11 protein-coding genes and 1 tRNA gene are annotated in these 12,540 nt (G+C 61.7%); 4 read left to right on the plus strand and 8 right to left on the minus strand.

Going from position 1 to position 12,540, the window contains the following annotated elements:
- The first annotated feature begins 307 nt into the window (after positions 1–307).
- Entirely contained in the window at positions 308–1,375 is a 1,068-nt protein-coding gene (gene hisC / locus AC6I21_RS08270; RefSeq protein WP_497762163.1) for a histidinol-phosphate transaminase, read from the plus strand.
- 11 nt (positions 1,376–1,386) lie between these two features.
- Positions 1,387–2,775 (plus strand): amino acid permease, encoded by a 1,389-nt coding sequence (locus AC6I21_RS08275; RefSeq protein ID WP_497762164.1) that lies wholly within the window; start codon positions 1,387–1,389, stop codon positions 2,773–2,775.
- Positions 2,776–2,880: 105 nt separating this feature from the next.
- Here the strand turns inward: AC6I21_RS08275 and AC6I21_RS08280 are convergent, their stop codons facing one another.
- Together AC6I21_RS08280 and AC6I21_RS08285 are read right to left on the minus strand one after the other, a co-directional pair.
- Positions 2,881–3,579, minus strand: coding sequence for a DNA alkylation repair protein (locus tag AC6I21_RS08280; protein WP_497763411.1), 699 nt, complete (start codon positions 3,577–3,579; stop codon positions 2,881–2,883).
- Between the two features lie 184 nt (positions 3,580–3,763).
- Positions 3,764–4,177: a protein-tyrosine phosphatase family protein gene (locus tag AC6I21_RS08285; RefSeq protein WP_497762165.1), complete on the minus strand. Its 414-nt coding sequence runs from the start codon at positions 4,175–4,177 to the stop codon at positions 3,764–3,766.
- Between the two features lie 530 nt (positions 4,178–4,707).
- On the opposite strand from AC6I21_RS08285, the gene AC6I21_RS08290 reads away from it, so the two are divergent.
- Complete coding sequence (locus AC6I21_RS08290) at positions 4,708–6,111, plus strand: trimethylamine monooxygenase (RefSeq protein WP_497762166.1); 1,404 nt, start codon at positions 4,708–4,710, stop codon at positions 6,109–6,111.
- A gap of 103 nt (positions 6,112–6,214) precedes the next feature.
- On the opposite strand, the gene AC6I21_RS08295 is transcribed toward AC6I21_RS08290, so the two are convergent.
- From AC6I21_RS08295 to AC6I21_RS08310, 4 genes are read right to left on the minus strand one after another with little or no spacing between them, the layout of a single operon-like run.
- Positions 6,215–7,126, minus strand: coding sequence for an ABC transporter substrate-binding protein (locus tag AC6I21_RS08295; protein ID WP_497762167.1), 912 nt, complete (start codon positions 7,124–7,126; stop codon positions 6,215–6,217).
- A gap of 15 nt (positions 7,127–7,141) precedes the next feature.
- Positions 7,142–7,852 carry an ABC transporter permease gene (locus AC6I21_RS08300; protein ID WP_421013696.1) on the minus strand — a complete coding sequence of 237 codons (711 nt, stop codon included), beginning with the start codon at positions 7,850–7,852 and terminating at the stop codon, positions 7,142–7,144.
- Complete coding sequence (locus AC6I21_RS08305; protein ID WP_421013697.1) at positions 7,849–8,526, minus strand: ABC transporter permease; 678 nt, start codon at positions 8,524–8,526, stop codon at positions 7,849–7,851. Before AC6I21_RS08305 ends, AC6I21_RS08300 begins: the two co-directional genes overlap by 4 nt.
- On the minus strand, positions 8,523–9,335 hold the full coding sequence (locus AC6I21_RS08310; protein WP_497762168.1) for an ABC transporter ATP-binding protein: 813 nt from the start codon (positions 9,333–9,335) through the stop codon (positions 8,523–8,525). The genes AC6I21_RS08305 and AC6I21_RS08310 overlap by 4 nt, the downstream gene beginning before the upstream one ends.
- A 208-nt stretch (positions 9,336–9,543) precedes the next feature.
- Between AC6I21_RS08310 and AC6I21_RS08315 the strand changes: the two genes are divergently transcribed.
- A tRNA-Ala gene (locus AC6I21_RS08315) sits at positions 9,544–9,616 on the plus strand.
- A 165-nt stretch (positions 9,617–9,781) separates the two neighbouring features.
- Here AC6I21_RS08315 and AC6I21_RS08320 read toward each other — a convergent pair.
- Both AC6I21_RS08320 and AC6I21_RS08325 read right to left on the minus strand, forming a co-directional pair.
- On the minus strand, positions 9,782–10,936 hold the full coding sequence (locus AC6I21_RS08320) for an IS1249 family transposase (RefSeq protein ID WP_497762169.1): 1,155 nt from the start codon (positions 10,934–10,936) through the stop codon (positions 9,782–9,784).
- A 160-nt stretch (positions 10,937–11,096) separates the two neighbouring features.
- On the minus strand, positions 11,097–12,485 hold the full coding sequence (locus AC6I21_RS08325; protein ID WP_497762170.1) for an IS256 family transposase: 1,389 nt from the start codon (positions 12,483–12,485) through the stop codon (positions 11,097–11,099).
- Between the last annotated feature and the right edge of the window lie 55 nt (positions 12,486–12,540).

The following is a 12,540-nucleotide window of genomic DNA, read 5'->3' on the forward strand; positions in this document are numbered from 1 at the left end:
CCACTTGCAGTGGGCGCAATGAGACTTCTACCATCACAGTTCGTGATCCTGTTCACCGAACAGGGCTTTAATTACGGCCAAGCACGAGGAACAGAATCCGGGGAATGAGCACGCAATTCCAGCTGTCGACCAAACTTGGTGTCCACCGCGTTGGCGCGCGGCACCGATACGGCAGTCATCCCCCGGCCCGGCACTGGTTGATGTCCTAGTCTCGCGGCCGCGTCCAAACGCTTCCCACCTGCCACTGCCCGTACCGCCGCCACCGCGGCCACCGGGAGGGCGCATGTTCCATTCAGAGAGGAATGTCATGACCATCCACCACCGCCCAGGCCTGGAGCTGGTACCTGCCTACCGTCAGGGAAAGGCTGCCGCCCCGGGAGCCTCCAAGCTTTCCTCGAATGAATCCCCGAACCCTCCGCTGCCCTCGGTCGTCAAGGCGGTGGGCCAGGAGCTGGAAATGATTCACCGCTACCCGAACATGGGGGCGAGAGACGTCATTGCCGCGCTGGCGCAAAAGAACGGCGTCCAGCCGCAGAACATCACCCTGGGCTCCGGTTCGGTGGAGGTGGCAGCCCAGCTGATCCACGCAGTCGCCGGTCCCGGCGATGAAGTGATGTTCGCCTGGCGCTCCTTTGAGGCCTACCCCTCCCTGGTCCGCGTTTCCGGCGCCGTGCCGGTGCAGGTGCCGTTGGATGAGAACTACGGCCATGACCTGCCGGCCATGCTCGATGCCATCACCGACCGCACCCGTCTGATTTTCATCTGCAACCCGAACAACCCGACCGGCACCGTTCTGGAGGCCGAGGCGCTGGAGAAGTTCGTCGCCGCCGTTCCGCGCAATGTGCTGGTGGTCATCGATGAGGCGTACGTGCATTTTGACCGTTCAGAGGTTCGCGCCGACGGGCTGGCCCTGTTCGCCAAGTACCCGCACGTGGCCGTGCTGCACACCTTCTCCAAGGCCTACGGCCTGGCGGGTCTGCGCATCGGCTACGCGATCAGCCCAGAGCCGGTGGCTGAAAACCTGCGCAAAGTCGCCGTCCCGTTCGGCGTGACCAACTTGGCCCAGGCCGCGGCGGTGGCCTCCCTGGCCGCCGAGGACGAACTGGCGCTGCGGATCAACGAGGTCGTTGAACAGCGTGAGCGGCTCTACCAGGGCCTGATCGCCGCCGGTTACCCGGCCGTGCCGTCCCAGGCGAACTTCGTATGGGTACCGGCCGGTGAGGGCACCAGTGAGCTGGAGGCAACCCTGGACGCCGGCGGTGTGGTTGTGCGCGCCTTCCCGGGCGAGGGGCTGCGGATTTCCTCGGGGACCGCCGAGGACGTGGACCGGGTGCTGGCCGCCCTGGCTCCCAAACTGTCCGGGGTCAACGCATGAACGGGGCTGATGTGAAACACAGGACCACCACCAAGAGCACTGACTCCAATGCGCTGCATTCGGGTCTGACCCGCTCCCAGATTTCCATGATGGGCCTGGGCGGGGCCATCGGCGCGGGTCTGTTCGTCGGCTCGGGCCAGGCGATCTCCATCGCCGGGCCCGCCGTGCTGATCTCCTACCTGCTGGCCGGAACGATTGTCATTGTCATCATGGCCATGCTCGCCGAAATGGTGGCCGCCAACCCGTCCGCCGGTGCCTTCAGCACGTTCGCGCACAAGGCCCTGGGCCGCAGCGCCGGCAGCACCGTGGGCTGGCTGTACTGGATCCAGCTGGTGGTGGTGATTGCCGCCGAAGCCACCGGCGCCGCCGCGATGCTGGTGATCTGGTTCCCCGGCATCCCCCAGTGGGCGTGGGTACTGGCCTTCGTGGTGCTGTTCACCGGCATCAACCTGCTGGGTGTGGGCAACTACGGCAAGTTCGAATTCTGGTTCGCGTTCATCAAGGTCGCCGCCATCCTGGCTTTCCTGGTGCTCGGTGCCCTGGTGATCGTGGGCGTGATCCCCACCAACCAGCCCATTGGCTTCGCAAACTTCACCGCCCATGGCGGGTTCGCACCGGCCGGCATGGCTGGCATCGCTGCGGCGCTGCTGATCGTGATCTTCTCCTTTGGCGGTACCGAGGTCGTTTCGATCGCGGCGGCCGAGTCCGATGACCCGGCCGGCAACATCAAGCGCACCGTCTCGCAGGTGATGCTGCGCATCCTGTTCTTCTACCTCGGTTCGATCATCGTGATCGTGGCCGTGCTGCCGTGGAACTCACCAGAGGTTGTCGAGGGCCCGTTCGCCGCCGTGCTGTCGGTGCTCCACGTGCCGGGTGTCGAACTGATGATGTCGCTGCTGATCGTGGTGGCCCTGCTCTCGGCCATGAACGCGAACATCTACGGCGCCTCGCGCATGCTCTACTCGCTGGGTACCCGCAAGATGGCCCCCACCGCAGTCACCCACGTGACCGGCAAGGGTGTTCCGGCCAACGCGGTGGTCTGGTCGGTGTCCTTCTCGTTCATTGCGGTGGGACTGAACTGGATCTGGCCCGATGTGGTCATGCCGCTGCTGCTGAACGTGGTCGGCTCAACCATCATCGTGATTTGGTCGTTCATTGCGGTGACCCAGTTCGTGCTGCGCCGCCGGGCAGATCGCGAGAACCTGCAGATGCCGCTGCGTCTGTGGGGCTTCCCGTACCTGTCGTTGGCCACCATTGCGGCGATGGCGGCCGTGGTGGGCATTGCAATGACTGACGTGACCGCGCGCACCCAGTTGCTGCTGACCCTGGGGTTGACCGGTCTGCTTTGGCTGGTCTCCAAGCTCAGCTACCGCAACCGTCAGCCACAGGACGTCGCCTAGCTGTCGATTCCCAACTGGTGAATTGCTGAAGGCTCCATCGCAAATTGCGGTGGAGCCTTTCTGCATGTGTGGGACGGGTGAGGCCGCAGATGCGGGGCGCCGGGTTTATTGGGCCGCGGCTTGTTGGCGGCGCACCATTTCGTTGATCCATTCCGGGGCGAACGGTGAGGTGCAGCCCGGGGAGGTGGGGTAGTCGGCCAGGACCTGCAGCCTGTTTCCGATGGCCAGGGCCCGTTCGCGGTGCTTCGGGTGGTTGATGCCGATCTGGGCCAGTGTGGTGTTCATGGACCACTGCAGACGTTCTGGCGCGGCAGCCATCTGCTCCTCGATGGTGTCCAACAAGGCCGCAAACTCCAGCAGTTGTGGGGCCCTGATGACCTGGTGGGCCGTCAGCTCCCAGCCTGCGCTGGCAATTACGGGATCGAGGTCCCCGATCCACAACTGCCGCAGCGGTTCGAGGAACTTGCTCTTCTTCACCACGTAGTTCAGCAACCAGTCCTGCACCTTGGGAACCCTGGCCTCGCGCAACCAAGCATCGAGCTGCTCCTGGCTGAAGGCCTTGGGGCGGCAGATGAGGAGCGCCAGCAGCCGCAGGGTGCTCTCCCCGCTTTGCCAGAGCTCCTCGGCCAGCTCCTGGTTCGTTTTCAGGGCCTTGGCCATCGCCCGCAATTTGGTCAGGTTGATGCCGAAGTCATTGCCCTGCTTCTCATTGACGGCCCGCATCCGAGGATCCTCAAGACGCTGGATTTCGTCCCGAATCGCCACGATGCTGCTGCCCGGGTGAAGTTCGTCCTGTTTGGTCATGCCGTGCTCGCTCACCGTTTCTCCTCGTCGTACGTTACCCGTGGCTGCCTCACCGGCCCAGCCTGGGGCCTGTTCCCCAACTTTATCGCCGCGCTCGACGGTGCTCCTAGGCGAACAAAATATCGTCCACAGTATTCAGCCAGCGACGCTGAAACACGGTTTCGACCGCGCGCGGAGAGTAGCGTTACCTCACCCACTCGACAGCGCACCCGCAACGCATCCCGGCAAGCATGACCATGACCGTCAGCGCCGTACCGGTACGCCCAACACCTCCCCGGCAACTGATCAGCCCCCGCTCCTCGGCGCAGCGCTCGAACGCCGTTTGCAGCTCGTTGAGCGCTTGCCCGGTGTCGGTGGGGGCCCGAAAATCCGGCCATTTGATCCATCGTTGGTGCGGATCATCCTGAACCGGCCTGCGCCCAGCCAGGCGGACCAGCAGCTCAGGCGGTGGGGTCAATTGGAACGCGATTCGTCTGGGAAGCCCACGGACCGTACTGCCGTTGGGCAGCACCAGGACTTCGAGTGATTCGTCCCAGGCCACCATGCAGCAGAGCTTAGCAAGAGATGGCGCACGGGCGACATGGGCCAGGATGCCCACAGGGCAAGACCTTCCCCGGATGCCGGGAGCATGACGCTATTCGTGATAAATCAGGCCACCAATTTGACAGCGTGCCATCTGAGATTCGCGTACGGAATATTGCCTGGATCCCTCCGGCATTCGTCAGCTGCATTGCGCTCCCGCACGTTCTGGATTTCAATCGTATTCTGTAATCTGATTCCACGCATTTGCACCATAACATTATCCGAATATTCGTCCATATACCGTGGATCACCTATCAAATACAGGGTGTCAATGCCCTACTCAGCACGGAATTTCTACGTCGATCAGCGCGTCGCCCGCATGGATCACGCGCATATTTCCGCAGGTGCGGAGCCGAGTTCTGCTAGACTGAAAGACATTGGCTCCCAGAATTGGTGAGATTTTTCCTCGGCAAGTGACCACTTTTTGTTGCGTTTAGCCGAGATGGCGGCTGGTGCCTGTTCTTCCGCGCGGCGAACATCAGTCGGATTTTTTGTTTGGTTTGCCGCGCGACGAATGAGATCAGGCTCTAAGCCGGAGAGGTACTATTGGCACAACGCGTCGCAATTATCGGTGCAGGACCCAGCGGAATGGCGCAACTTCGAGCGTTCGAATCCGCGAAGAAAAAGGGAGCAGAAATCCCGGAAATCGTCTGCTTCGAGAAGCAGGATGACTGGGGTGGGCAGTGGAACTTCACCTGGCGAACCGGGCTGGACCGCCACGGTGAGCCGGTGCACTCAAGCATGTACCGGCATCTGTGGTCCAACGGGCCGAAGGAAGCACTGGAGTTCGCGGAATACACCTTTGATGAACACTTCGGTCGACCGATTTCCTCCTACCCGCCTCGCGCTGTGCTGTGGGACTACATCAACGGCCGCGCCGAAAAGTCGGGGGTGAAGCAGTTTGTCCGCTTCAGCACGATCGTACGGTGGGTCGACTTCGATGAAAGCAGTCAGAAGTTCACCCTGACCGTTGAGGACCTGAAATCGGGTACGACCGAGACCAGTGAATTCGATCAAGTGATTGTCGGTTCCGGACACTTCAGTTTCCCCAATGTTCCCGACTTTGAGGGGATTGAGACTTTCCCGGGTCAGCTGCTGCACGCCCACGACTTCCGCGGCGCGGAGGGCTTGGCCGACAAGGATGTCCTGCTGATCGGTGCGAGCTACTCTGCCGAAGACATCGGGGTGCAAACCTTTAAGATGGGTGCCCGCTCGGTCACCATGAGCTACCGCAGTGCCCCCATGGGCTTTGACTGGCCAGAAGGCATGGAGGAACTGCCGCTGGTGGAGCGGTTCGAAGGATCCACCGCCCACTTCAGCAACGGCGAATCACGGCGCTTCGATGCCGTGGTGCTGTGTACCGGCTACCTGCACCACTATCCGTTCCTTCCTTCCCACCTGGCGCTGTCCTCCCCCAATAACCTCTACCCGGATACGCTGTACCGCGGGGTGGTCAGCGAAGCGAACAACAAGTTGTTCTACCTCGGCTCGCAGGATCAGTGGTTCACGTTCAACATGTTTGACGCCCAGGCGTGGTACGTGCGCGACGTGATCCTGGGGCGTGCGCAGCTGCCGGGGAAGGCGGAGCAGCGCCGCAGCATCGAGACCTGGCTCGATCGGCTTCACAGCCTGGAATCGGCCGCCGATGAGGTTCATTTCCAGGCCGACTACATCCGGGATCTGATCGAGCAAACCGATTACCCGATGTTCGATCTGGATGAGGTTTCACGCATCTTCCTGTCCTGGAAGAACGACAAGCAGCACAACATCCTCAATTACCGAGATCAGGTGTACCCATCGGTGATGACTGGAACCATGGCGGCCGTGCACCACACTCCGTGGTTGCGCGAGCTCAATGACTCGTTGGAGCGCTACCTGTCGGTGCCCGAGGAAGACGATCTGGAAAAGATCATGCGCGGGGCCGACCAGGACGTTCAGGCCCGCAGCTAGCGCGGCCACAGGCTCACGCGTTCGCTCGTTGGCCAACGCATAAGGCCCTGACGAACCACCCGCGGGTGATTCGTCAGGGCCTGTGACAGTGGCCTAGGGGAAGCTAGCCCAGATCCGCCTTGCGCAGCCATTCTCGGGCGATCTCCGAGGCGGGCAACTGGTCCGCCACACTGCGCCGGTTCATGTTCAGCAGGTCCTCGGGTTGCATGGCGGCACTGACCTTGTTGATCACGTCCTCTGCTCCCTGATCCACGTTGTCGCTGGCCAGCGGGACCACGTGGGAGGCCAGGAACAGCCCCTTGGTGTCCTTGATCGGCACCAGCTTGTTCTGGGCGATGGTTGGGTCGGCGGTGTAGATGATGGCCAGCTGAATGGAACCGTCATTCAGTGCCTTGACGGTCAGCGGGCCACCGCTGTCCTCGATCGGGGTGAAGCCCACATCGACGCCGTAGGTTTCCTTTAGGCCCTTCGGTCCGTTGGGGCGTTCCTCGGCCTCGGAATTCGCCCCCATGGTCATTGGCTCGGTGACCTTGGCCAGGTCGTCAATCGTCTCGACTCCCCAACGCTCGGCAAACTCCTTGGTGACCGTGTAGGAGTCCTGGTCGGTGGCCGGGGACTGTTCCAGCACGCGCAGCCCGTCCGGGGCCGCCTTCTTCAATGACTCATAGACGTCATCGGACAGCCGTGCCTCGGTGTCCGGCTCCCAGTACTGCAGCAGCGGACCGGTGTACTCCGGGAAAAGATCGATGTCTCCGGACTCCAGCTCCGGAACATAGACCTCACGCTGTCCAATGCGGAACTGGCGGTCCACGCTGTAGCCCTCGGCCTCCAGTGCCTGGGCATAGACTTCAGAAATGATTTCGCTGGAGTAGTAGTCCTGTGAACCGATGACAATCGGCTCGCCCTTCCCGGAGGCTGAGGACTCCCCGGAATCCAGTGGATCACCGGAGCCACAACCGGCCAGCGCAAACATTGCGGCCAAACCGATGATTCCGGTTCGGATCATTTTCCTCATGGTTCGATCTTCTCCTTATACCTGGCTGCCGTTGCCGGACAGCTCCGAATCCTGTCTTTCACGGGCCGCCGGGCTCGCTTTGCGCCGTGCACGTCGTTGCCACATAGCCAACAGGATCTCGGCCAGCACGGCAAGCACCGCGACGAGAATGGCTCCGGCGAGCATCTGGGCGTAATCCCTGGTCTTCAGGCCGGCGAACAGGTAGCGGCCCAGCCCGACGTCGGCCGTGTAGGCCGCCAGGGTTGCCGTGGCAATGACCTGCAGCACTGCGGCGCGCACGCCGCCAATGATGACCGGAGCTCCCAGGGCCAGCTCGACACGGCGGATAAGCTGGCCTTCGCTCATGCCCACCGCCCGGGCCGCATCCACCACGGTGCGGTTAGCCGATTCGACCCCCGCGTAGGCACCCGCCAAGAGTGAAGGAATCGCCAGGATGATCAGCGCGATGACCGGAGCCTTCAAACCAATCCCGAGCCACAACCCCAACAGGGTGAGCAGCCCCAGCGTGGGTACGGCACGTGCCGCTCCGAGAACGCCCACAACCAGGGTCCGGCCGCGGCCGGTGTGTCCCACGGCAATCCCAACGGGCAAGGCAATGACGGCGGCGACCACAACCACCAGCAGCGTGATGAAAACGTGTTCACCCAGCCGGGTGCCGATGCCATTCGCCCCCGACCAGTGGGTGGGCTCAGCGAGCCACTGAAGTGCATCCAAGAACAAGCTCATGCGCTCACCTCACGGGTGGTGTCCTGGGCCTTGATTGCCACGTGCTGGGAGGCCCAGGGGGTGGCGATGCGACCCAGCAGGAGCACCAGCCCGTCAAGCACCAAGGCCAGGATGACAGTGGCGATAATCCCGGTCAGCACCGAGGCGGTGATTCCACGCTGGAAACCATCCGTGAACAAGGTGCCCAGGCTCGCGATGCCGACCAGCGCCCCAATCGTCACCAGCCCCACCGTGGAGACCACCACCACCCGCATTCCGGAAATCAGCACCGGGATAGCCAGCGGCAATTCCACCTTCCAGAACGTCTGACGCGGGGAATGGCCGATCGCCATCGCGGCCTGACGCACCTCAGCAGGCACGGCGTTAAACGCATCAGCGGCGGTACGCACCATCAATGCGATGCCGTACAGCGTCAACGCCACGATAATCGTCGCCGGGGACCGCAATGAGAACCCGAAGAGTGCTGGAATGATGATCAGCAGTGGAAGGGCCGGAATCGCGTAAAGCAGGGTCGCGGCCGAGAGCAACGCTCCGCCCACCCGCGGATGACGGTACGCCAGTCGCCCGAGCGGCACCGCGATCAGCACACTGAGCACGATGGCCGGCACGCTCAGTGCCAGGTGGCGTGCAGTGAGCTCAAAGATCCAAGGCCAGGAATGGCTCAGCCAGTTCACGAAGGCAGCACCCCTACCGCCCGGCCCCGGTCATCGACCGCCAGCCGAGTTCCGTTCACCAGCTTTTCGCTCAGTTGGCGGCTGCCGCGGTGTGCACCGGTGAATTCGCGGACAAAGTCATCGGCCGGATCACTGAGGATTTCGGTGGGTGAACCCGCCTGGGCGATCTGGGCACCCTCGCGCAGGATCACCACCTCGTCGGCCAACCGGAATGCCTCGTCGATATCGTGGGTGACCAGCACGATGGTCTTGCCCAGCTGCTGCTGCAGGTGGGCCAGCTCGTCCTGCAGTTCACGGCGCACAATCGGGTCAACCGCGCCGAACGGCTCATCCATCAGCAGGATGTTCGGATCCGAGGCCAAGGCCCGAGCCACTCCCACGCGCTGCTGCTGCCCGCCCGAGAGCTGCCCCGGATAGCGTTGGGCCATCTTCTGGTCCAAGCCGACCCGGGAAAGCAGCTCTTCAGCTTCGCCCAACGCCTGACGGCGCGCAGTCCCGTTGAGCATGGGTACGGTGGCAATGTTCTCCAGCACGGTCCGGTGCGGCAACAGGCCCCCGGCCTGCAGGACGTAGCCGATTGAGCGGCGCAGGCGCACTGGATCGGCGTCGGCCACGCTCTCGTCATCGATCAGCACACTGCCGGAGGTCGGCTCGACCATCCGGTTCACCATCCGCAGCAAAGTGGTCTTGCCGCAGCCGGAGGAGCCAACCAGGGCGACCACCTTATGGGAGGGGATCGTGTAGCTGAAATCGCGCACGGCAATGGTGCCGCCCGGGTACTGCATCTGTACTGCACGAAATTCGATCATGCTTCCCCTTCTCCCCTGCTGTAGGCACACAGTCCACGCCCACCTGTGTTCACCCTACCGAGGCGAAGGAACCCAATTCCAGCCGATGCGTAGTCAAACAGGAAATTCTGAGCGAGCGGCGTGAGCGGCGTCTATCCGGTAAGTATCGAACCTGACAGGAAACCGATTTGGTAACTACCAAGTGACAGGAGTAGTCTCGATTAAGTCAGGGGCTATAGCTCAGTTGGTAGAGCGTTTCGTTCGCAATGAAAAGGTCAGGGGTTCGATTCCCCTTAGCTCCACTGCTAAGAAACCCGCCCTCACGAGGTCATCAATCACTGGTGAGGGCGGGTTTTCTTGATTGTGCCGCCAGTTTCCCGTTCGCCTAAGGGGTTCGAACCGTAGGCGAACCGGAAATCACGGGTTAAGTCCCAAAATGTGTGTATGGAGTCGTTGTCATGTTTGCGTCATCGGCGTCCGCCCCATCCTTTTTGGATGCCGTTACCGTCTTCGTAGCTGAAGTGCCGGCCGTATAGTTCGGGGCCCGGGTCTTCTTCGGTTACGGGTCGTGGGGCTGGTTTGGCCGACCAATGCTTGGGGGTCACGAAGCTCCATGGATCCACCGGGTTCTGCGTCCGCTGGTACAGGTGCCAGCTCACCAAGGACATGGCATGTTTGGCTTTCAGGCCGCGGTGGGCCCGCAGGTGGTCTTTGATGCCAGCGTTGATGCCTCCTTCTAAGGGGCTGGTGGTCCGAGGAAGCGTCTCATCTTCTGCGGCCATTTCTAACCATGTGAACAGTTGCTTATTCTTCAGCAACCCGTGAATGAGGCGATCAGCTCGACGTAGGCGCAGATGCGTGTACCACCAGACCTGGTTGGGCTTGACGTGCAAGGGTCTGTTGCCGGCGTGGTCCTTGGCGTAGGTGCGGGCTTTGAGGGTGGTTTCGTGCATGGCCCGCCAGGCCATGAATTGTTCTTCCCACTTGTTGGCCAGTTGAAGTGTGGTGATGTCTTTCAGCGCTTTGATCAGTGAAAGGAGTTGCTGACCTGGGATGGTGCGGGGGTTGCGGGTCAGGTGTTTGTGGATGGTTTGTCGGATATGGAAGTAGCAGCGTTGGATGCGGGTTTCGGGCCATAGCGCTTTGATGACAGATTCCAGGGCGCCGTGCCCGTCAATGATCACTAGGTCCGGGGCTGGCAGACGTTGCAGCAGCAGGGTCCAGGAAGCGACTTTTTCGCGGTCGCAGTATTGCCAGCCGATGATGTGTTGGCCGTTGTAGGCGGTAAGGGCGCAGAAGCCGTTGAAGTAGGTGCCGTCGAGCATGAGGTACCGGTATTGTTCCCCAGTCGGGATCAAGGTCGGGTGAACTTTCCAGCACCAGTAGGTGTTGCGGTAGAACGTGGAACGGGCAATGCCGGTGTCGGACACGGAGAGCTTACCGGTGGCCCATTGGTGGAAGGCCCTAAATTGGGCTTTGGCGGTGGTGTCTGGACGGGCCAAGGTACTTGACGCGCCGCAGATCTTACACCGCCAGCGTGTGCGCCCGGAGCTGGTTTTCCCGTTCTTGACGAGCTTATTTTTGCATACACCACAGGTAGGTCGGTTTCCAACTTTTGCCACGGTACATGCTTTCAAAGCATGTGATTGAGGTGTTGCCCCTAGTGGTTAGATGGTTTTGAGGGTTTCTGTACACACATTTTGGGACTTAACCCGAAATCAGAGCTTGTCAGATGGATTGTGTAAGCCCCTAGTCACCTCTGTTTTTCAGGGCTTGTAATACTCAGTTCACGTACGGCTCGACACGTTCCGGGTAAGCCATCGCCAGCTGCTGCAATGCCTGTTTCCACCCGTTCGTCCCAGCGCCTTCCACCAGGTGCGAACCGGCACCAGCGCGCGGGGTGCGGCCTTTCCTGGCAGCGTCCTTGAACCGTTCACGGGCCCGCTTATCCTCGATATTACAGATCGCCAGCCACAGCATCTTTACCGCCGCCGTATCGGACGGGAAATGCCCTCGGGATTTAGTGACCTTGCGCAGCTGGTAGTTCATCGACTCAATCGCGTTCGTCGTATAAATGACCTTCCGCAATTCAGGGGCGAACTCCAAGAACGGGGTGAACCTTTCCCACGCGTTGCGCCAGGTCGCCACCGCCGAGGGGTACTTGCGCCCCAACTCGCTGGCCTCGAAGTCCTCCAACGCCGCCTGCGCGGCCTCGATGCTCGGAGCAGTGTAAATACTCTTCAACTGGGCACTGACCGCCCTGCGGTCGGTGTAGGACACGAACCGGTTCGCCGTCCTGATCAGGTGCACCACGCAGGTCTGCACCGTGGCCTTGGACCAGGTCGCCTCGATCGCCTCGGGGAAACCGGTCAGCCCGTCGCAGCAGGCGATCAGCACGTCCTTCACGCCTCGATTGGCCAACTGGGCGCACACCTGAGCCCAGAACTTCGCACCCTCATTCTCGGTCACCCAGATGCCCAGCACGTGTTTGATGCCCTCCACGCTCACCCCGACGGCCATGTGCGCGGCCTTATTGCGTACTTGGTGCCCGTCGCGGACCTTGATGACAATCGCATCCAGGTACAGGATCGGGTAGAACTCCTCCAAGGGCCGTTCCTGCCATGCAGCGACTTCATCCAGCACCTCGTCGGTGATCTTGCTGATGGTGTCGTGGGACAGTTCGGTGCCGATGGTGGTTTCCAGGTGGTAGGCGATATCCCGCACGGTCATGCCCCCGGCGTACAGAGACACGATCATCTCATCCAGGCCACCGGTACGCCGCGACCCCTTGGGCACCAGGGTGGGGGTGAACGTTCCGGCCCGGTCCCGCGGGATCTGCAGGTCCACGTCCCCGGCCACCGTGGATACGGTCTTGGGGTAGGAACCGTTGCGGGAATTCGGGGCGAACCGTCCTTGCCCGTCGCCCTTTTCGTATCCCAAGTGCTCAGTCAGTTCGGACTTTAGCCCGCGCTCCAGTCCGGCGCGGATGATCTGCTGAATAAACCCGTCCTTGCCATCGAGCTGGATCTCTCCTCGGTCAATAAACCCCATGAGCTCATCGAACGCCCCGGACTCTTTGACCGCATCCATGGAACCCAGGGCGGCGAGTTTCTCGGCAACGTCGGAGGCATTCTTCATCGGGGTCTGATCCTGGTCTTTCTCAACGGTCATCGTGTGTTCTTCCTAGTCGTTTCTATCAACTGACTAGAGGTCTTACACAATCCCT

It is taken from the genome of Glutamicibacter sp. St.4D3, assembly GCF_059728615.1.

Excerpts from the sequence above, each read along its gene's own strand:
- AC6I21_RS08295 (WP_497762167.1), bottom strand. The coding sequence starts at position 7,126 with ATGAGGAAAATGATCCGAACCGGAATCATCGGTTTGGCCGCAATGTTT.
- hisC (WP_497762163.1), top strand. The coding sequence starts at position 308 with ATGACCATCCACCACCGCCCAGGCCTGGAGCTGGTACCTGCCTACCGT.
- AC6I21_RS08280 (WP_497763411.1), bottom strand. The coding sequence starts at position 3,579 with ATGACCAAACAGGACGAACTTCACCCGGGCAGCAGCATCGTGGCGATT.
- AC6I21_RS08310 (WP_497762168.1), bottom strand. The coding sequence starts at position 9,335 with ATGATCGAATTTCGTGCAGTACAGATGCAGTACCCGGGCGGCACCATT.
- AC6I21_RS08325 (WP_497762170.1), bottom strand. The coding sequence starts at position 12,485 with ATGACCGTTGAGAAAGACCAGGATCAGACCCCGATGAAGAATGCCTCC.
- AC6I21_RS08300 (WP_421013696.1), bottom strand. The coding sequence starts at position 7,852 with ATGAGCTTGTTCTTGGATGCACTTCAGTGGCTCGCTGAGCCCACCCAC.